General features: G+C 69.2%; 19 protein-coding genes. 14 read left to right on the top strand and 5 right to left on the bottom strand.

From position 1 onward, the window contains the following. The first annotated feature begins 51 nt into the window (after window positions 1-51). The 8 genes from ABL844_RS09860 to ABL844_RS09825 all read left to right on the top strand — a co-directional run bounded on the left by ABL844_RS09860 (window position 52) and on the right by ABL844_RS09825 (window position 9,059). A complete protein-coding gene (locus tag ABL844_RS09860; protein ID WP_418131130.1) occupies window positions 52-3,852 on the top strand; it encodes an OmpA family protein in 3,801 nt (1,266 codons plus the stop codon). Between the two features lie 11 nt (window positions 3,853-3,863). Then, window positions 3,864-4,166 (top strand): hypothetical protein, encoded by a 303-nt coding sequence (locus ABL844_RS09855; RefSeq protein WP_126024586.1) that lies wholly within the window; start codon window positions 3,864-3,866, stop codon window positions 4,164-4,166. A gap of 1 nt (window position 4,167) precedes the next feature. After that, window positions 4,168-4,416, top strand: coding sequence for a hypothetical protein (locus tag ABL844_RS09850; protein WP_184635936.1), 249 nt, complete (start codon window positions 4,168-4,170; stop codon window positions 4,414-4,416). 72 nt (window positions 4,417-4,488) lie between these two features. Next, window positions 4,489-4,842, top strand: coding sequence for an ArsR/SmtB family transcription factor (locus ABL844_RS09845; protein WP_418131129.1), 354 nt, complete (start codon window positions 4,489-4,491; stop codon window positions 4,840-4,842). After that, on the top strand, window positions 4,839-5,273 hold the full coding sequence (locus ABL844_RS09840) for an ArsI/CadI family heavy metal resistance metalloenzyme (protein ID WP_418131128.1): 435 nt from the start codon (window positions 4,839-4,841) through the stop codon (window positions 5,271-5,273). The genes ABL844_RS09845 and ABL844_RS09840 overlap by 4 nt, the downstream gene beginning before the upstream one ends. 23 nt (window positions 5,274-5,296) lie before the next feature. Continuing rightward, on the top strand, window positions 5,297-5,806 hold the full coding sequence (locus ABL844_RS09835; protein WP_369658925.1) for an arsenate reductase ArsC: 510 nt from the start codon (window positions 5,297-5,299) through the stop codon (window positions 5,804-5,806). 6 nt (window positions 5,807-5,812) lie between these two features. Beyond that, window positions 5,813-6,895, top strand: a complete 1,083-nt coding sequence (arsB, locus tag ABL844_RS09830; RefSeq protein WP_418131127.1) for an ACR3 family arsenite efflux transporter — start codon at window positions 5,813-5,815, stop codon at window positions 6,893-6,895. Between the two features lie 214 nt (window positions 6,896-7,109). Continuing rightward, window positions 7,110-9,059, top strand: coding sequence for a PAS domain S-box protein (locus ABL844_RS09825; protein WP_418131126.1), 1,950 nt, complete (start codon window positions 7,110-7,112; stop codon window positions 9,057-9,059). Between the two features lie 38 nt (window positions 9,060-9,097). Here the strand turns inward: ABL844_RS09825 and ABL844_RS09820 are convergent, their stop codons facing one another. Genes ABL844_RS09820 through ABL844_RS09805 form a run of 4 tightly spaced genes read right to left on the bottom strand, consistent with a single transcriptional unit; the run spans window position 9,098 to window position 12,190 of the window. Continuing rightward, window positions 9,098-9,832, bottom strand: coding sequence for a glycosyltransferase (locus ABL844_RS09820; protein WP_418131125.1), 735 nt, complete (start codon window positions 9,830-9,832; stop codon window positions 9,098-9,100). Continuing rightward, window positions 9,829-10,434, bottom strand: coding sequence for a class I SAM-dependent DNA methyltransferase (locus ABL844_RS09815; protein ID WP_418131124.1), 606 nt, complete (start codon window positions 10,432-10,434; stop codon window positions 9,829-9,831). The genes ABL844_RS09820 and ABL844_RS09815 overlap by 4 nt, the downstream gene beginning before the upstream one ends. After that, the gene (locus tag ABL844_RS09810; protein ID WP_184635922.1) at window positions 10,431-11,189 is read right to left on the bottom strand and encodes a PIG-L deacetylase family protein; all 759 of its coding nucleotides are present in this window, start codon (window positions 11,187-11,189) and stop codon (window positions 10,431-10,433) included. Before ABL844_RS09810 ends, ABL844_RS09815 begins: the two co-directional genes overlap by 4 nt. Next, window positions 11,177-12,190 (bottom strand): acyl-CoA dehydrogenase, encoded by a 1,014-nt coding sequence (locus tag ABL844_RS09805; protein ID WP_418131123.1) that lies wholly within the window; start codon window positions 12,188-12,190, stop codon window positions 11,177-11,179. Before ABL844_RS09805 ends, ABL844_RS09810 begins: the two co-directional genes overlap by 13 nt. Window positions 12,191-12,474: 284 nt before the next feature. Here ABL844_RS09805 and ABL844_RS09800 point away from each other — a divergent pair, with 284 nt between their 5' ends. The 4 genes from ABL844_RS09800 to ABL844_RS09785 all read left to right on the top strand — a co-directional run bounded on the left by ABL844_RS09800 (window position 12,475) and on the right by ABL844_RS09785 (window position 16,017). Continuing rightward, window positions 12,475-12,813 (top strand): PRC-barrel domain-containing protein, encoded by a 339-nt coding sequence (locus ABL844_RS09800; RefSeq protein ID WP_418131122.1) that lies wholly within the window; start codon window positions 12,475-12,477, stop codon window positions 12,811-12,813. A gap of 36 nt (window positions 12,814-12,849) precedes the next feature. Next, window positions 12,850-13,248, top strand: coding sequence for a VOC family protein (locus ABL844_RS09795; RefSeq protein ID WP_184635917.1), 399 nt, complete (start codon window positions 12,850-12,852; stop codon window positions 13,246-13,248). A 185-nt stretch (window positions 13,249-13,433) separates the two neighbouring features. Then, entirely contained in the window at window positions 13,434-14,198 is a 765-nt protein-coding gene (locus ABL844_RS09790) for an SDR family NAD(P)-dependent oxidoreductase (RefSeq protein WP_126024574.1), read from the top strand. Window positions 14,199-14,211: 13 nt separating this feature from the next. Further along, window positions 14,212-16,017 (top strand): thiamine pyrophosphate-requiring protein, encoded by a 1,806-nt coding sequence (locus tag ABL844_RS09785; RefSeq protein WP_418131121.1) that lies wholly within the window; start codon window positions 14,212-14,214, stop codon window positions 16,015-16,017. A 71-nt stretch (window positions 16,018-16,088) separates the two neighbouring features. On the opposite strand, the gene ABL844_RS09780 is transcribed toward ABL844_RS09785, so the two are convergent. After that, window positions 16,089-16,619, bottom strand: a complete 531-nt coding sequence (locus ABL844_RS09780; RefSeq protein ID WP_418131120.1) for a DUF4142 domain-containing protein — start codon at window positions 16,617-16,619, stop codon at window positions 16,089-16,091. A 237-nt stretch (window positions 16,620-16,856) separates the two neighbouring features. Here ABL844_RS09780 and ABL844_RS09775 point away from each other — a divergent pair, with 237 nt between their 5' ends. Further along, window positions 16,857-17,132, top strand: coding sequence for a DUF2934 domain-containing protein (locus tag ABL844_RS09775; protein WP_184635911.1), 276 nt, complete (start codon window positions 16,857-16,859; stop codon window positions 17,130-17,132). A gap of 118 nt (window positions 17,133-17,250) precedes the next feature. Then, window positions 17,251-18,150: an OBAP family protein gene (locus tag ABL844_RS09770; protein WP_418131119.1), complete on the top strand. Its 900-nt coding sequence runs from the start codon at window positions 17,251-17,253 to the stop codon at window positions 18,148-18,150. Window position 18,151 lies beyond the last annotated feature (1 nt).

The following is an 18,151-nucleotide window of genomic DNA, read 5'->3' as shown; positions in this document are numbered from 1 at the left end:
ACCGCCGCCATGTCCCGACAACTGACACCGAACCCGATCGAGCGAGCCGACATGAGAAGAAAGAAGAAGGCGCTTCCGAAGCGCATGGCCCTTGCGAGCGCCGTGGCCACCGCCTGCCTCGGCATGGGACTGGCCGCCGCGCAGGAGACCGCTGTGCGCGGCCGCATGCTCGACCACGCCGCGGCCGACCCGCGCGCGGTGGAGATCGACGGCGCACGCCGCCTGCCGCGCAGCAGCGAACGCGAGCTGCCCGCCACCGCGCCGGCGGTCGCCGCGCCCGCCGACCCCGGCGTGTGCCGCACCTTCACCGCCTTCGGCACCGACGACGCGCCGCTGCGCCTGAGCGTGGACGGCCAGCTGCTGTCGCCCGACGGCAAGCAGCCCGCGGCCGACGGCACCACCAGCGCCGACCGCCAGCGCTGCGTCGACGTGCAACTCAAGCGCAACCAGCTGCGCCTGCAGTACGACAACCTCTCGCAGCCGCGCCGCCTGAGCGCCAGCGCCTGGCCCACCACCGTGGTGGCCGGCGACACGGTGCGCTTCGCGGGCTACAGCAACTACCTGCTCTTCACCTCGAAGGCCGAGCTGCGCGTGTTCACCGCCAACGAGGCGATGCAGCGCCGCCTGCTGGCTACCGTGCCGCTGGACGCCGGCCTGCGCGGCGAGTGGCAGGTGCCCGAGGGCCTGCTCGACCGCCTGCCCGAAAGCGCGAGCGGCAAGCTCTACTACCGCGTACGGGTCTACGACCGCCAGGGCCGTTTCGACGAGACCGACGACCTCTCGCTCGCGCTCGTGAAGCGCCACAGGCCAGAGACCGGCACGCCGCCCGACCCCGCACGCGAGCTGCTGCGCGGCTACGGCCAGAACAACATCGCCATCGCCAACATTCCGCTGAGCGCGGGCACCGTCACCGCCAGCGGCGCGGCCATCCGCCCAGGCGAGAGCGTGCGCGCGCTGGGCTTCGCGGTGCCGGTGGACGAGAACGGGCGCTTCGTGTTCCAGCAGCTGGTGCCGCGCCGCGTGCAGACCGGCGAGATCGCCGTCACCGACGCGCAGGGCGCCACGCGCGTCTACCGCCGCGACTTCGACCTGCCCACCAGCGACTGGTTCTTCGTGGGCCAGGCCGACCTCACCGTGGGCAGCAACAGCGTGAGCGGCCCGGCCGCGATCATGACCAACGACAAGAACCGCTACGGCGGCGGCGGCTGGAGCGAAGGCCGCATCGCCGGCTACGCCAAGGGCCAGCTCAACGACCGCTGGACGCTCACCGCCAGCGTCGACACGGAAGAGCGTCCGCTGAAGGAGTTGTTCCGCAACCTCGACCGCAAGGACCCGACCTCCCTCTTCCGCCGCTTCGACCCCGAGGACTCGTGGAGCACCTTCGGCGACGACTCCACCACCGTAGAGGACGCACCCACGCAGGGCCGCTTCTACCTGCGCGTGGACGACGGCCGCTCGCAGGCGATGTGGGGCAACTTCAAGCTCAACTTCGGCGACACCGAACTCACCCGCGTGAGCCGCGGCCTCTACGGCTTCCACGGCCGCTACCTCGGCGAGGAGTCGACCTCCTTCGGCGAGGCGCGCCTGAAGGTCGACGCCTTCGCGGCCGAGCCCGGCACGCTGGCCGCGCGAGAAGAGTTCCGCGGCACCGGCGGCTCGCTCTATTACCTGCGCAACCAGGACATCACGCGCGGCGCCGAGCGCGTGACGCTGGAGATCCGCGACCGCGACTCCGGCCTGGTGCTCAAGCGCACGCAGCTCGTGCCCACCACCGACTACGAGATCGACTACCTGCAGGGCCGCGTGCTGCTGTCCGCGCCGCTGCCCAGCCTGTCGGACGACGGCTCGCTGGTGCGCGCCGGCGGCTTCACCGGCATGCCGACCTACCTGGTGGTGGATTACGAATACACGCCGCTGGCCACATCGCTCGACACGCTGGCCGTGGGCGGCCGCGTCTCGTGGTGGGCCAACGACAACGTGGGCGTGGGCGTCACCGCCTCGCGGCAGGACCAGATCGGCGGCGACCAGCGCCTGGCCGGCGTCGACCTCACGCTGCGCAAGACCGAGAACACCTACCTCAAGGGCGAGTTCGCGCGCAGCCGCGGGCCGGGCACCACGCAGCTCGACTCGATGGACGGCGGCTTCAGCTTCACCGGTCGCAACGGCGCCATCGGCAATACCGTGGGCAACACGCTGGGCAACGGCCCCACCGGCAGCGCCAACGCATGGCGCCTCGAAGGCCAGGCCGACCTTGGCGACTTCGACATCCGCGGCGGCGGCCGCGTGAGCGCCTATGCGCAGTCGCGCGACGCCGGCTTCTCGGCGCCGGGACAGTACGCGAGCAACGCGACGCGCCAGGTCGGCGTGCAGGCCACCGTGCCCTTCGGCGAAAAGGCGGAGAACGGCGAGCTGCGCCTGAAGGCCGACCGCCGCGACGAACAGAACGGCTACAACAGCAGCGTGCTCGACGCGCAGTACTCGCTGGCGCTGTCGCCCGAGTGGAAGCTCGGCCTCGGCCTGCGCTACGACGACAAGACGGGCGACTCGCTCATCACGAGCCCTTCGCTGCCGACCACGCAGGCGGTGTCGGGCGAGCGCGCCGACGCGGCCGTGCAGCTCGAATACACCGGCGCCGACCGCTGGAGCGCCTACGGCTTCGCGCAGAAGACGCTGCGGCGCACCGGCACGCGGCTGGAGAACGACCGCATCGGGCTGGGCGGGCGCTACCGCGTCAACGACAAGCTGGCGCTGCGCGGCGAGCTCTCCACAGGCGACGGCGGCTTCGCGGGCAAGGCCGGCGTGGACTACCAGTACGACGACCGCTCCAGCGTCTACATGACCTACGTGTCGGACACCGGCCGCACCGACGAGAACCTCATCGGCCGCGGCGGCAGCCTGGTGACGGGCGTGCGCTCGCGCGTGGGCGACGGCCTCACGCTCTTCACCGAGCACCGCCAGGCCACCGGCGCGCAGCCGGGCCTCACGCATGCCTACGGCGTGCAGTACGCACCCGACACGCACTGGACCTTCGGCGTCAATTTCGAGAACGGCTGGGTCGGGGCCGAGACGCTCGGCGCCACGCGCCGCCAGGCCGTGGCCTTCACCAGCGGCTATTCGAGCGAGCGCCTGAAGTACAGCGGCGGCCTCGAATACCGCAAGGACCGCACCACCGCCGAGACGCGCACCAGCTGGCTGGTGAAGAACTCCTTCAGCTGGAAGGTGGACGACGACTCGCGCTGGATCGGCAAGTTCAACTGGGCCGACAGCGACAGCACCACCGGCACGCTGGCCGCCGCCAAGTACACCGAAGCCATGCTCGGCTACGCGCTGCGCCCGGCGCTGAACGACCGGCTCAACCTGCTGTTCAAGTACACGTACCTGTACGACCTCTCCTCGCCGGGCCAGGTGGTGTCGGGCGGCGTCGATTCGACGCTGGGCACCGTCTCGACCACCGGCATCGATTACCAGCAGCGCAGCCACGTCTTCGCCATCGACGCCACCTGGGACCTGAACGAGCGCTGGACGCTGGGCGGCAAGTACGCCTGGCGGTTGGGCGAGCTGCGCGCGAGCCGCGACAGCTCCGCGCCGTGGTTCAAGAGCTCGGCCGAGCTCGCGGTGCTGCGCGTCGACTGGAAGCTGGTGCGCAACTGGGACTGGATGCTCGAATGGCGTACCCTGCGCGCGAAGGAACTCAAGGACCGCAAGAGCGGCTGGGTCACCGCCGCGTACTACCACGTCAACGAGAACCTGAAGGTCGGCGTCGGCTACAACTTCACCGACTACTCCGACAACCTCACGGACATGAGCTACCGCAGCAAGGGCTGGTTCCTGAACGTGCTGGGCAAGTTCTGAAGAGGCCGGCCATGAGCGAACCCAAGGAGATGCCCTTCAACGTGCCGCTGATCGACATCGCGCAGACGCTGGCGCGCGCGGGCTTCCTCGACGCCCGAGGAGAGCGCTACAGGCTCTGCGAGGAATGGGCCCGCGACTTCCAGGCCGACTTCGAGGCCCGCGCCGCCGCGGGCCGCGAGCCGGGCAGCACCTACCTGCGCGACGTGACCGCCTTCGCGCTGCGCCGGGCCGCCGCTTACGGTTTCGCGGCGCGCAGCGAGGACTACGGCCCTCGGCTGTGCAGCGAGATGCGGCTTGCCGCCGGCGTGCGCTGAAATGAAGAAGACGGATGTTCTCGTGACGTTGATCGGCATGGCGCGCGCCGGCCTGGGCTTCACGCCCACGGACGCGCTCGCCTGCATCAGCGAGCTGATCGAGCGGGAAGACAAGCAGAATCCACTGCACGACGCCAACGTGGAGAGGCTGCTGAGGCTCGGCGCGTGCGTATGGAGCCTGAAACACGGCATGCTGGCGCCGCCCTCCTCCAAGGGCCTGCTGCCGCAAGAGCTGAAGCAGCCGGAATAAACAGGCAGGAGCAATGCAGGCGCCCACGACATGGCGCTTGCATTAATTCAATAATTCAAATATTCTCGAATCATGGAAGAATCAAAAGTCATTCAAAAAGTCATTCAGTCTCTTGCCGCGCTTGCCCAGCCGCTGCGCCTTCGCGTCTTTCGCGCCCTCGTCGTGGCCGGCCCCGAGGGCCTGACGCCCGGGGCGCTGGTCGAAGCGATGGAAGTGCCGGCCACCAGCCTGTCGTTCCACCTGAAGGAGCTGACCAACTCCGGGCTCATCACGCAGGAGCGCAGCGGCCGCAACCTGGTCTACCGCGCCGCCTTCGAGCAGATGGATGCGCTGCTGGGCTTCCTCACCGAGAACTGCTGCGCGGGCGCTCCCTGCGCGGTGGAAGACAGAACCAGGTCCTGCCACAGCCAGGGAGCCACCCCATGAAGCGATTCCACGTTCACCTGCACGTCGACGACCTGCACAAGAGCATTGCCTTCTATTCCAGCCTGTTCGCCGCCGAGCCCGCGCGCGTCGAGGCCGACTATGCCAAGTGGATGCTCGAAGACCCGCGCGTCAACTTCGCCATCTCGACCTTCGGCAGCGGCAAGGGCATCGACCACCTGGGCATCCAGGCAGAGGACGAAGGCGAGCTGCGGGAGCTGCGCTCGCGCGCCGAACTGGCTGACCGGTCGCTGCTCGACGAAGGCGAAACCAGCTGCTGCTACGCCCGCAGCGACAAGCACTGGGTGACCGACCCGCAGGGCATCGCCTGGGAGCACTACCGCACGCTCGACACGGTGCCCGTGCGCGGCATTGCGCGCGAGCGGTCATCCGCCTGCTGCGTCACCCCTGGCAAGGCCAGCGCCTGCTGCTGAGCCACCAAGCCCCTCCTCGTTTCATGACCGACACCAACACCGCCCCGCTCAACGTGCTCTTTCTGTGCACGCACAACTCCGCGCGCAGCATCCTTGCCGAAGCGCTGCTCAACGACATCGGCGCCGGCCGCTTCAGGGCCTATTCGGCCGGCAGCAGCCCGCGCGCGAACCAGCAGCCCAATCCGATGGCCATCGAAGTGCTGCACAAGGCCGGCATCGACACATCGGGCCTGCGCAGCAAGAGCTGGGACGAGTTCGGGAAGCCGGATGCGCCCCGCATGGACCTCGTCGTCACCGTGTGCGACAACGCCGCGGGCGAGGCCTGTCCCTACTGGCCCGGCCAGCCGGCGACCGCGCACTGGGGCTACGCCGATCCCTCGGCGGTCGAAGGCGACGACGACCGCAAGCGCGAAGCCTTCCGCCAGACGCTGCACGCCATCCGCCGTCGCCTCGAGCTGCTGGTGAACCTGCCGGCGGCCAGCCTCGACAGGATGGCGCTGCAGGCCACCGCCCGCGAACTGGCCGGGTCCTGACGCGCGATGTCGTCCTCCATTGCACCGCCTGGTGCGAACCAGGCCGCCACGCAGCCTTCCATCGGCGGCTTCGAACGCTACCTCACCATGTGGGTGGCGCTGTGCATCGTCGCCGGGGTGGCCCTGGGCCAATGGTTCCCCACCGCGTTCCAGGCGGTGGCGCGCCTAGAACTCGCCAAGGTCAACCTTCCGGTGGGCCTGCTCATCTGGGTGATGATCGTGCCGATGCTCCTGAAGATCGACTTCGCAGCGCTCGGGCAGGTCAGGGCGCACTGGCGCGGCATCGGCGTGACGCTGGTGGTCAACTGGATCGTCAAGCCCTTCTCGATGGCGCTGCTGGGCTGGCTCTTCGTGCGCCATGCGTTCGCGACGCTGCTGCCGGCGGACCAGCTCGACAGCTACGTGGCCGGCCTGATCCTGCTCGCGGCGGCGCCCTGCACCGCGATGGTCTTCGTGTGGAGCCAGCTCTGCCGGGGCGACCCGTACTTCACGCTGTCGCAGGTCGCGCTCAACGACGCGCTGATGGTGGTGGGCTTCGCACCGCTGGTGGCGCTGCTGCTGGGGCTGTCGTCGATCACGGTGCCGTGGGCCACGCTGCTGATCTCGGTGGGCCTGTACATCGTGGTGCCGGTCGCCATCGCGCAGCTGCTGCGCGGGCATCTCCTGAAGAAGGGCCCGTCGCGCCTGCAGGCCGTGGGCACGCGGCTGGGCCGCTGGTCCATCGGCGCGCTGCTGCTCACGCTGGTGCTGCTCTTCGCGTTCCAGGGCGAGGCGATCATCGCGCAGCCGATGGTGATCGCGCTGCTGGCCGTTCCGATCCTCTGCCAGGTGGTGCTGAACTCGGGGCTGGCCTACCTGCTGAACCGCAAGCTCGGCGTGGCGCATTGCGTCGCGGGACCTTCGGCGCTGATCGGCGCGAGCAACTTCTTCGAGCTCGCGGTGGCGACTGCCATCAGCCTCTTCGGCTTCCAGTCGGGAGCGGCACTGGCCACGGTCGTCGGGGTGCTCATCGAGGTGCCGCTCATGCTGGCCGTCGTGTCGGTCGTGACGCGGTCACGGCGCTGGTACGAGCAGGGGCTGCCGCGCTGAAGCGTACGGGCGGGGCCGGCGGCGGCGAAGGCTTCGCACACCGCGACTTGCGGCGAGTCAACCCGACCGTTGCCGATTCGCCTCTTCTTGCATGTGCCACAGCAGCGCGGGAAAAACGCCGACAAGCGCGCCACGCCCGCTTTGCTACATTTTTCCGTCATGCCCCACAAGACTCCCGTGACACCCGGCAGAACCGCCGCAGAGGCCAGACCCCATGGCCGCTGATCCGCCACCTCGCTCGCCCGCGGCGCTCTCGCCCCTGACGCTGGCCGACGCGGATTTCCGCCTGATGGTGGAGGCGCTGCGGGACTACGCAGTCTTCCTGCTCGATCCGGACGGGCTGATCGTCGACTGCAATCCGGCGGCCCAGGTGCTGTGCGGCTGCGAACGCGATGGCGCCGTGGGGCAGCACTTCTCGCGCTTCCATCCGCCCGAGGCGCTCGAGACGGGCTTGCCCGCCAGGGATCTGCAGCAGGCGCGCGAGAACGGCCGGGCGCACGGCGAAGGCTGGCTCGTGCGCCATGACGCCAGCCGCTTCTGGGCGGAAACCACCCTCACGCGGCTCGACGACCCGGACGGCGCGCTGCGCGGCTTCGCACAGATCACGCGCGACTTCACCGAGCGGCGCCAGCAGGAAGAGCTTCTGCGCGCGAGCGAGGAACGCTTCCGCCTCATGGTCGAGGGCGTGAAGGACTACGCGATCTTCATGCTCGACCCCGACGGCCACGTGGCGAGCTGGAACCTCGGCGCGCAACAGACGAAAGGCTACGCCGCCGAGGAGATCATCGGCCAGCATTTCTCGAAGTTCTACCCGCCGGAAGTCGCGGCGCGCGGCTGGCCGGCGGAGGAACTTCGCAACGCGCTGCGCGACGGGCGCTTCGAGGACGAAGGCTGGCGCGTGCGCAAGGACGGCAGCCGCTTCTGGGCCAGCGTGGTCATCACCGCGGTCTACGACCGGGCGGGCCGCCACAAGGGATTCGCCAAGGTCACGCGCGACCTCACCGAGCGGCGCCGCATCACGGCGCTGGAGGACGAGGGCCGGCGCATGACCACGTTCCTGGCCATGCTCGGGCACGAGCTGCGCAACCCGCTCGCACCGATCTCCAACGCGGTGGAGCTGCTCAAGCGCGAACAGAGCGAGTCGCGGGTGCTGCGCAGCACCCGCGACATCATCGATCGCCAGCTCAAGCAGATGACGCGGCTGATCGACGACCTGCTCGACGTCGGCCGCATCACCAGCGGAAAGATCCAGCTCGAGGCCAAGCCCGTGCGGCTGCGCGAAGCGGTGCAGGACGCGGCCGACGCGGTGCGGGTGCTGGCCGCGCAGAAGGACCAGCAGTTCGACGTGCGGGTCGACGCAGCGGACCCCTGGATCACCGGAGACCGGGCGCGCATCGTGCAGGTGGTGAGCAACCTCCTGCACAACGCCTGCAAGTTCACGCCCGTGGGCGGACAGGTGAGCGTCGCGGTGGGCCTCGGCGCGGTCGATGCCGTCACCGGCCTGCCCGAGGCGGAGATCGCCGTTCGCGACAGCGGCGTGGGCGTGCATCCGCAGGACCTGCAGAGGATCTTCGATCTCTTCGTACAGGGAGAGCAGGACGCCTCGCACAGCAGCGGCGGGCTCGGCCTTGGCCTGAGCCTGGTGCAGCAGCTGGTGTCGCTGCATGGCGGCCGCGTGAGCGTGTTCTCCAGCGGACGGCCTGGCGAAGGCAGCGAGTTCCTGGTGCAGCTGCCCGCATCGCCGCCGCCCGAGCCGGGCAGCGGTACGCCCCGGTCGGCGGAAGACAGGCTGGTGCTGGTGGTGGACGACAACAAGGACGCGGCCGAAACGCTCTCCCTGCTGGTGGAGGCCCTCGGCTACGCGACCAAGGTGGTCCACGGCGGGCTCGCCGCCGTCGAGGCGGCGAAGGAACTGCGGCCCGACGTGATGCTCATCGACATCGGCATGCCCGACCTCGACGGCCACGCCGTGGTTCGGCGGCTGCGCGCCGAGCTGGTCGATCCGCCCACGGCGATCGCCGTGACGGGCTATGGACAGGCCAGCGACCGCGAGACCAGCTACGAGGCCGGCTTCCACAGCCACCTGACCAAGCCGGTGGACGTCGATCGGCTGGCCGACATCCTCATGCACCTGCTGCGGCCGGCGGCGCACCTGAGCTTCTGAAACTTGCGCACGCGCCAGCCGGGCGCGGATCACCGGCGTCAAGCCTGACCCGGGGCCTCCTGCATCGCGGGAGGAGTTTGAGAACCCTCCCGCGCATTCACCGCGCCGGCGAGATTCCCGACCATCGCAAGCAACGCATCGCCGAAGCCGCCGCGTGCCCGCGCATCGGTCCTGGCGCTGGTCGTCACCCGCGGCTGCGCGCTCCAGACGATGCGGGCACCGCTGGCCTGCAGGGCCCGCACCAGCATCACGTCCTCGTCGCAAGCCAGTGGCTCGAAGCCGCCCGCACGGCGATAGGCATCGGCCGAAACGCCGAGGTTGGCGCCGTGCACGTGCCTGTGTCCGTCGGCATCGACGTAAGCGCGCGAGAAGTGCTCCCGCAGCAGGTGGCCGTCTGCGCCGTGCGCGCTCCAGTCGTCGACGCCGACCGAGCCGCAGACCGCGTCGGCGTTCTCAGCCAGCTGCCTGACCAGCCAGTCCGGCGAGACCTCGGTATCGGCGTCGGTGAACGCGAGCCAGCGGGCTCCGGCATCGACGAAGAGCCCGGCGCCGGTAGCGCGGGCGAGGCCCACGTTGCGGGCCTCGATGGCAATGCGCGCAACGCCGTGACGCTCGGCCACGGCTGCGGTCGCGTCGCTGCAGCTGTCGAGCACGACGAGAACCTCCACCGGCTCGCCAGCCAACCCAGGATGGGCCGCCGCACGCAGGACCGATGCCAGCGACGCGCCGATGCGTTCGCCTTCGTTGTGCGCGGGAATGACGACGCCGATCACCGGATGCCCTCCCGTTCGGCCACCGAGCGGCCATCGCGTGCCCACACCTGCAGCACGAAGTCGTCTTCCTCATGGAACACGAGGCGCGGCAGGCCGAGCGCAGAAAGCGCCGCATGCACTTCGTGCGTGGACAGACTGCGCTGCGCGAAATCCGCGCGCCAATCGCAGGCGACCAGCGTGCCGTCCGCGTCGAGCGATTCGCCGCAGCATCCGGCCACGCGCCGCATCTCGTCGCGCTCGAGGAAGTAGCCCAGCTCGCTCAGGACGATCAGGTCGAAGCCGCCTGCATCGCGCGGCCACTCCGCGGGCACGGCGTGCCGCTCCAGGCGTACGTTGGCGAGCGAACCGGTGCGCCTGCGGGCAATCTCCAGCGCATGCGGCGAGAAGTCACTCGCCAGCACGTGGTCGCAGCGCTGCGACAGCGCCTGCGTGAGTTCACCGGTGCCGCAGCCGGGCTCGTAGGCACGCCCATACCGGGGCCGGGGCAACGCGGCCAGCAGCACCGCGCGCTTGCGGATCTCGTACCAGCGATGGCGCACTGCGTAAGGGTCCTCGCTGCCTGCATAGAGCGCGTCGAAGTAAGACCTGCGCCCGCCGCTCACAGGAACACCACCTCGTAGGGACGCCCCGCCCGCGCGACGGTGGTGGCGCGCAGCACGGGGCCGGCGCCGGTGGATGCATCGCGCCGCAGCTGGCTCGTGAATGCCTGCACCGCGGCGCGCTTGCGCCTCATGGCTTCTTCGTCCAGGTCGATGCGGACCGCGTGCCGCCAGGGCATGCGCGTGTCGCCGGGGTGCGACCAGTGCCAGCCCCAGACGGGCACTTCCGCCAGCCTCGCACCGGCAGCAGCGCAGGCGAGCGCGCAGGCCTGGCCCGTGGCTTCGTGATCGGGATGGCCGTCGCGGCGCCAGGTCGTGAACACCACGTCGCGCGGCCGCAGCAGCGATACGAGCCGTGCAGCCAGCGTGCCGCGTACAGCCGCCAGGCCGCCATCGGGCAGGCCCAGCCGCACGGGTTCGACAGGCAGCCCAAGGCGCTCGAGCGCGAGCCGGGATTCGAGCGGGCGCTCCTTCGCCAGCCGCTCGGCAGGCCACTCCGTCGAGCCGTCGTGGCTTGCCGTGCCGTCGGTCACCGCGATGACTTCGATCCGCGCACCGGCATCCGCCAGTTGTGCAAGCAGCCCGCCCACCGAAAGCACTTCGTCGTCGGGATGCGGAGCCACCACCACCGCGCGCGCGTTTCGCGGAACCAGCGTGCGCGCATCGATGCGGGGCAACGCGGCCAGAACCGGCCAGCCGTTCCATTCGGCCTCGGCCGTGCCTTCTCCGCGGATGGCGGGACGGGCTACAGCATCCATGAAGAAGGCTCCTTTCCGACGTCTTGCGTGGCGAGCATGCCCAGGGCGGCGAGATCGCGTTCGGCGTGGCTCTGGCGAAGAAACACCGGCAGGTCGGCCATCGCCCGGGCGAAGGCCCGGTCGCGGCACAGCGGGCCCGCGCCCAGCGCCCTGCCCGCATGGCGCATGACCTCGTTGGCGGCCTGCTCCACGGCAAGGCGGGCGCGCAGGGCGACCTGCCTGGCGTCGTCGCGCGGATGCCGGTCGATCCACGCGGCCGCCTCGCGCAGCAGCGCGGCCGCGGGCGTCAATGCCGCGTCGATGGCGCCTAGATGCGCGAGCCGGTGCGGGTCCGGCGCCTTGCCCATGAGCGCGTGAGCCGCCCGGGCGATGCCCAGGGCGCCGCCGAACCAGCATGCGGCGATGCCCGCGCCACCCTGCCAGAAGCCGGGGCGCCGCGTGTAGTCGCCGGGGCGGCCGATCGCAGTGGCCGCGGCGTGGTCGAAGCGGACGTCCACGCTGGCGCTGTCCGCCATGCCGACCGCGTGCCATCCCTCGTCCGTGACGCGAACCCCGGGCTGGTCCATGGCGACGGCGGCAAGCCAGGGCTCGCCGTCGCGGTTCCAGCAGCTCACGACCGCGTGCGTGACGCTGGCGGCGCCGGAGCACCAGGCCTTGGTGCCGCTCAACCGGATGGCCGTGCCTCTTTCCTCCTCGGCGATCACCCGGGCATCCGGCGGCTCGGCACACCAGGTCGCCCATCGCGCTCCTTCGGATGCGGACAGCCCGCCACCGAGTTCGGCCTGGATCGCGAGCGCATCCGTATGGCCTTCGAAGAGCTTGACCAGCGAGAGATCGTGGGCCGCCACTTCCGCAAGCACGCGCCAACGCGCGAGTGTCTGGCCGGCGCCCGGCATGGGCAGCACGTCGAGCCCTGCCTCGACAAGGTGCCTGAGCGCCAGGCGGCTGCCGTGCCGAAGCTGCAGGTGCCGCAAGTCGTCGTCGGAGGGCTGGTCGTACATGGAAATATGAAATGAAGCGAAGGAAGGGAAAGATCAGAAAGGACTTCGTTGGAGCGAAATTAGGCAGGCCGCGCCTCGCGGTTCGTCGGTGGGCTGCGCTCGCACCTGTAGGAGGAACCGCGAGGGCCGGGCTGCCGGAGCATCGCGGGCCATCGTGGGCAAGTAGTCCTACACCCCGACCCGAGCATTCCCGATGAGACGCGCCGCCGATCGGAGGGAGACCAGTGGCCTGGGCTTTGAAGCGAGCGTCGGCGTCTCCCAGATGCGTCGGCAAGGAGAAAGTCATGGCCATGGTCACAAACGTCATCTCGTCCGACCGGGTGGAAGGAACCACCGTCTACAACGCCGGGGGCGAAAAGCTCGGCAGCATCGACGACCTCATGATCGACAAGCTCTCCGGGCAGGTGCGTTACGCCGTGCTCGAGTTCGGCGGTTTCCTCGGCATGGGCAAGGATCGCTATCCCATCCCCTGGAGCATGCTGAAGTACGACACCGCACAGGAAGGCTACGTGGTTCCCCTTCAGAAGGAGACGCTCGAAGGCGCGCCCCGCTACGCGGACAACAGCATTCCCGACTACGACGAAAACTACACCGCGAGCATCAACAAGTACTACGGCCTCTGAGTCCGGTGCTCCCCTTCGGCAGGTTGTTGAAAGCCCATGTACGCGCACATCCAGCTCGGCGCCCGGAACCTGCCCCTCATGTGCGCCTTCTATGACCAGGTGCTTGCGCACCTCGGGCTCGAGCGGGTGGTGGCACTGGAGAACATCGGACCCGCCGGCCTCTACTGGCGACGGCCGCGACGGCGCTGGCCGCAGTTCGTGATCAATCGCCCGTTCGACGGCATGGAAGCCGGCGTCGGAAACGGCACGCAGGTCAGCTTCCTGGCCGATCGACGCGGCACGGTGGACGCGATGTGGGCAGCAGCCCTCGCCCACGGCGGGCGCGATGAAGGCGCTCCCGGCCTGCGGGCGCGCTACGCGCCGGACTTCTACGCAGCCTACTGCCGCGACCCAGAGGGAAACAAGCTCTGCTTCGTGCATACGGACGGCTCCTAGCTGCGCGCGCATCCACACGCACAGGGGTGCTGCGCCCCGTTGCCACGGAAGACCGGGACTGCCAATCACGCACGTCGATCTCCTACGCGGCGCGCACAGCGTGATCGTCAACGTTCCCGAAGGATTCGGAGATTCAGGAAGCGCGTTTCCTTCACCCACCCGACCCTGATGATCGAGAGGACGATATGCAACGTTTCAAGGATCGCGTCGTCATCGTGACCGGCGCAGGCAGCGGCATCGGCGAAGCCACGGCGCGCCGCTTTTCGCAGGAAGGCGCGAGCGTGGTGCTCGCGGGCGACACGCTCGCCAAGCTGCAGCGCGTGGCGCGCGATCTGCCGGAAGAACGCACGCTGGTGAAGGTGGCCGACGTTTCCAGCTTCGGCCAGGTGCAGGCGCTGGTGGACGCAACCGTCGAACGCTTCGGCGCGCTGCACGTGCTTTTCAACAATGCCGGCATCGCGGTCGAAGGCACGGTCACGCAGCCGCCGCTGGAAGACTGGAACAGGATCATGGCCGTCAACGCCGGCGGCGTGTTCCACGGCTGCCGCGCGGCCATGCCGCACCTGGTGCGCAGCAAGGGCTGCATCGTCAACACGGCCTCGGTTTCTGGCCTGGGCGGCGACTGGGCGATGGGCTTCTACAACGCGTCTAAGGGCGCCATCGTCAATTTCACCAAGGCCCTTGCGCTCGACCACGGCAAGGACGGCGTGCGCGTGAACGCGGTGTGCCCCAGCCTCACCTTCACGCCCATGACGCAGGACATGAAGGACGACAGCGCGCTGATGGCGAAGTTCGCCGAACGCATTCCGTTGGGCCGCGGCGCCGATCCTTCGGAGATCGCGGCCGTGGTCGCCTTCCTGGCGAGCGACGACGCGAGCTTCGTCTCGGGCATCGCGATGCCGGTGGACGGCGGGCTGATGGCCTCCAACGGCCAGCCCGACATGGGCTGAGGAGCGGCGCGCCATGGCAGCAAAGACAGTCGGCGACTTCGTCGTCGAGCGCATGCACGAATGGGGCGTGCGCCGCATCTACGGCTATCCGGGCGATGGCATCAACGGCATCGTGGGCGCGCTCGACCGCGCGGGCGACGCCATCGAGTTCGTGCAGGCCCGCCACGAGGAGCTGGCCGCATTCATGGCCTGCGCGCACGCCAAGTTCTCGGACGAGGTGGGCGTGTGCCTCGCGACCTCGGGGCCCGGCGCGATCCATCTGCTGAACGGCCTCTACGACGCGAAGCTCGACCACCAGCCGGTAGTGGCGCTGGTCGGCCAGCAGAAGCGCAGCGCGCTGGGCGGCGACTACCAGCAGGAGGTGGACCTCGTCTCGCTCTTCAAGGACGTGGCCCACGAGTTCGTGCAGGTGGCCGCCAGCGCCGAGCAGGTGCGCCACCTGATCGACCGCGCGATGCGCATCGCGCGCGACCGCCGCACCGTGACCTGCGTGATCTTCCCGAACGACGTGCAGGAGCTTCCCGCCGTGCCAGTGCCGCCGCGCGAGCACGGCACGGTGCACAGCGGCATCGGCACCACGGCGCAGTCGGTGGTGCCGCCGCCCGATGCGCTGCAGTACGCGGCAGACATCCTGAACGCCGGGCGCAAGGTGGCGATCCTCGCCGGCGCGGGTGCGCTGCATGCGGGCGACGAACTCATCGCGGTGGCCGAACGGCTGGGCGCGGGCATTGCCAAGGCACTGCTCGGCAAGGCCGCGGTGCCCGACGACCTTTCCTTCGTGACGGGCGCCATCGGCGTGCTCGGCACGCGGCCCAGCTCGTGGATGATGGAAGAGTGCGACACGCTGCTGATCGTGGGCTCTTCCTTTCCGTATGCAGAGTTCCTGCCTGAAGAGGGACAGGCGCTCTGCGTGCAGATCGACACCGACGCACGCGCGCTAGGCCTGCGCTATCCAGTCGAGCTGGGCCTGGCGGGCGACAGTCGCGCTACGCTGTCGGCCCTGCTGCCGCTGCTTGCTCCGAAGGAGGACACCTCGTGGCGCGAAGCCCTCGAGAGTCAGGTCGCGCAATGGTGGCGTGTGCTCGAGGCGCGCGCCCATGTGCCGGCTTCTCCGGTCAATCCGCAGCGGGTGTTCCGGGAACTCTCGCCACGCCTGCCCGACTTCGCGGTGATCACCTGCGACAGCGGCTCGGCCGCCAACTGGTATGCGCGCGACGTGAAGCTGCGCCGCGGCATGAAGGCCAGCCTCTCCGGCGGGCTGGCGACCATGGGGCCGGCCATTCCGTACGCGATCGCGTCGAAGCACGTTCACCCCGAAAGGCCGGTGGTCGCCCTGCTGGGCGACGGCGCAATGCAGATGAACGGGATCAACGGCCTCGTCACCATCGCGCGGCTGTGGCGCGACTGGATCGATCCGCGGCTCGTGGTGATGGTGCTGAACAACCGCGACCTGAACCTCGTGAGCTGGGAGCAGCGCGTGCTGGGCGGCGATCCGAAGTTCGAGGCATCGCAGGAGCTGCCCGACTTTCCCTATTCGCGCTTCGCACAGATGCTGGGACTGGAAGGCATCCGCGTGGACACGCCCGAAGCCATCGGCGACGCATGGGACGCGGCCTTCGCGGCCGACAGGCCCGTGCTGCTCGAGATGGTGACCGATGCGGCGGTTCCGCCGTTGCCGCCGGATGTTTCGCTGGCGCAGACCCGGGCGTACTTCTCCGCGCTGTGGCAGGGCGACCCAGAGGGCATGCGCACGCTGAAGGCGGTGATACGGGAATACTGGGCGAGCTTCAAGGCTGGCCGGCTGGAAACGACTTCCTGATCCGACATCTCAGGCCGGGCAGCCTGGGATGCCGCATCGCGGATGCCCGCCGGCCAGAGCGGCGTTGCGCGCTATTTCCTGGCCATGCCCGCTTCGAGAGTGCGCGCGCGCTGAAGGTGCGTCTGCACCACAGGCAGCATCTTGCCGGCCAGGGCCTTGAGGTCCGCGTCCTTCGCTTCTGACTGGGTCTTCTTCAGCAGCTTCTCGGTGGCTTCGTGGTCGCCGACGCCCGCCTGCTTCACGTAGCGGCTGTCGAACATGCCGCCCGAGAGCGCCTTGAATTCGAGCGCCACGGCCTTGTGCTTCGCGTCCGGGCCATCGGGCAGTTCGGTGCCCTTCGCGGCCGCAAGCGTCTTCACGTCGGACAGGCCCTTGGAATGGTCGTCGACCATCATCTTCGCGAACTTCTTGATCTCTGCGTCCGAGCTCTTGTCGAGCGCGATCTTGCCGCTCTCGACTTCGGCGATATTGGCTTGGGCGATGTCCTTGAGCATCGCTGCATCGGCCGCCGCGAGCCGGTCCGCGGCCCAGCCGGCAGGCGCCGCGAGCAGCGAGGAAACGACGGCGAGGCTTGCCGCGAATTGGCGTTGAGATGGTGTCATGGTGAACTCCTGGGTTGATCGAACGCCGAACGCTCCCATTCCCGCACCGCGCGCGGTGTAGGAGAAGGAACAGATCGATGTGCCCGAACAGTCCTTCGTCTGTCCTCGCCCTTCTCGCCCTTCTCTTTCTTCCCGCCAATCCGCGCGAGTTCGAGCCTCCGTCCGACACCGCCGCTGCGGCGGCGACCTAGCTTGGCCAGTCTCTTCAACGATCAATTGCTTTTTCCGGAGGTGACCATGCCAAGAACGACCATCAACAAGAACGGCGGCGTAACAGCCGCTCCCGCCGCCCCGGCCACGCAGGCCCCGCCGGCAGAAGAAGTGCCCACGCCACTACCGCAGTCGCAGCCGTCGATGCAGGACGGGCGCCAGGACACGGGCCTGGACGTCGCTCGCGAGGAACGCATACGCCGCGCCGCCTACGAGGCCTATGTGCTCCGCGGCGAGGGCCCCGGCGACGCCGTGCAGGACTGGCTGCAGGCCGAGGCGGAAGTCGACGCCCGCAAAGGCTGACGCCCGGCCCCAGGTATCGCATGAATCGAACACGAAACCGACGCTGCGCGCCGGCGTTGCTCTGGCTCGCTCTTGCGCTCGGGGCTGCGGCGACGAGCCCGGTCCATCGAACGTGGAGGTGCCCGGCGCGCAGAAGCGCCCGGATACCGCGGTGCTCGAAGCCGGCGCGGTCCTGCTGCAGAGCAAGCCCCCTGTCGAGGCGCTCAACGCCTATCTCGACGGCTTCCACTTCTACAGCGGCCGGATGGACGCTCAGATGGAGGCACACCACTACTGCGCGATCCTCAACGAGGAAGTGATCCAGTGCGTCATCTTCGATGGCAACACGACGCAGGCCAAGCTCATGGGTGTCGAATACATCGTGAGCGAAAGCCTCTTCAACACGCTGCCGGAGGCGGAGAAAGCGCTCTGGCACAGCCATGCGCACGAGGTGAAATCGGGCCAGCTGATCGCACCGGACATTCCTGCTGTCGCGGAACACGCACTGATGAAGAAGCTGGTCGGAACCTACGGCAAGACTTTTCACACCTGGCACACCGACCAGCACAAGGAACTGCCTGTGGGTGTGCCGCAGCTCATGATGGGCTTCACCGCCGACGGCCGGGCCAATGCCGCCATGGTCGAAGAGCGGGACTGGCGCTTCGGCGTGCGCAGCGCGGAGAAGCGCAAGGAAAGGGAGGACATCGCCGCGCCGGCCGTAGCGGCGGGCGCGGACGCCTGGCAAACCGGCCGCGCGATGCAGTTGCCGGATCCCACCGGGATGCCGCACGCGCCTGCGCCTGCCTCGGGCGCGCCGCTCAGGCGTCCGAGGGCGGGAGCTTCTCTCCCGCGTCCTCCTTCTGCGCTGCGTTGGTGCCGATGTCGCGCGAGCCGGGGTAGCCGTGCTTCTTGCCGGCTTCGCGCCCCATGCGGCTGCCCTCCGCGGGACTGTCCTGCCCCACCGCGCGGTTCTGGTCGATGTTCCCCGGCGACAGCTGCGGCGGTCGCCGGGGCGCCTTTTCAGATGCGTCGGGCATAGC

Source organism: Variovorax sp. 278MFTsu5.1 (genome assembly GCF_048305045.1).
Lineage (GTDB): Bacteria > Pseudomonadota > Gammaproteobacteria > Burkholderiales > Burkholderiaceae_C > Variovorax > Variovorax guangxiensis.
This window is presented reverse-complemented; position numbering and strand designations above follow the sequence as displayed.

Excerpts from the sequence above, each read along its gene's own strand:
- ABL844_RS09860 (WP_418131130.1), top strand. The coding sequence starts at position 52 with ATGAGAAGAAAGAAGAAGGCGCTTCCGAAGCGCATGGCCCTTGCGAGC.
- ABL844_RS09855 (WP_126024586.1), top strand. The coding sequence starts at position 3,864 with ATGAGCGAACCCAAGGAGATGCCCTTCAACGTGCCGCTGATCGACATC.
- ABL844_RS09850 (WP_184635936.1), top strand. The coding sequence starts at position 4,168 with ATGAAGAAGACGGATGTTCTCGTGACGTTGATCGGCATGGCGCGCGCC.
- ABL844_RS09845 (WP_418131129.1), top strand. The coding sequence starts at position 4,489 with ATGGAAGAATCAAAAGTCATTCAAAAAGTCATTCAGTCTCTTGCCGCG.
- ABL844_RS09840 (WP_418131128.1), top strand. The coding sequence starts at position 4,839 with ATGAAGCGATTCCACGTTCACCTGCACGTCGACGACCTGCACAAGAGC.
- ABL844_RS09835 (WP_369658925.1), top strand. The coding sequence starts at position 5,297 with ATGACCGACACCAACACCGCCCCGCTCAACGTGCTCTTTCTGTGCACG.
- arsB (WP_418131127.1), top strand. The coding sequence starts at position 5,813 with ATGTCGTCCTCCATTGCACCGCCTGGTGCGAACCAGGCCGCCACGCAG.
- ABL844_RS09825 (WP_418131126.1), top strand. The coding sequence starts at position 7,110 with ATGGCCGCTGATCCGCCACCTCGCTCGCCCGCGGCGCTCTCGCCCCTG.
- ABL844_RS09810 (WP_184635922.1), bottom strand. The coding sequence starts at position 11,189 with ATGGATGCTGTAGCCCGTCCCGCCATCCGCGGAGAAGGCACGGCCGAG.
- ABL844_RS09805 (WP_418131123.1), bottom strand. The coding sequence starts at position 12,190 with ATGTACGACCAGCCCTCCGACGACGACTTGCGGCACCTGCAGCTTCGG.
- ABL844_RS09800 (WP_418131122.1), top strand. The coding sequence starts at position 12,475 with ATGGCCATGGTCACAAACGTCATCTCGTCCGACCGGGTGGAAGGAACC.
- ABL844_RS09795 (WP_184635917.1), top strand. The coding sequence starts at position 12,850 with ATGTACGCGCACATCCAGCTCGGCGCCCGGAACCTGCCCCTCATGTGC.
- ABL844_RS09790 (WP_126024574.1), top strand. The coding sequence starts at position 13,434 with ATGCAACGTTTCAAGGATCGCGTCGTCATCGTGACCGGCGCAGGCAGC.
- ABL844_RS09785 (WP_418131121.1), top strand. The coding sequence starts at position 14,212 with ATGGCAGCAAAGACAGTCGGCGACTTCGTCGTCGAGCGCATGCACGAA.
- ABL844_RS09780 (WP_418131120.1), bottom strand. The coding sequence starts at position 16,619 with ATGACACCATCTCAACGCCAATTCGCGGCAAGCCTCGCCGTCGTTTCC.
- ABL844_RS09775 (WP_184635911.1), top strand. The coding sequence starts at position 16,857 with ATGCCAAGAACGACCATCAACAAGAACGGCGGCGTAACAGCCGCTCCC.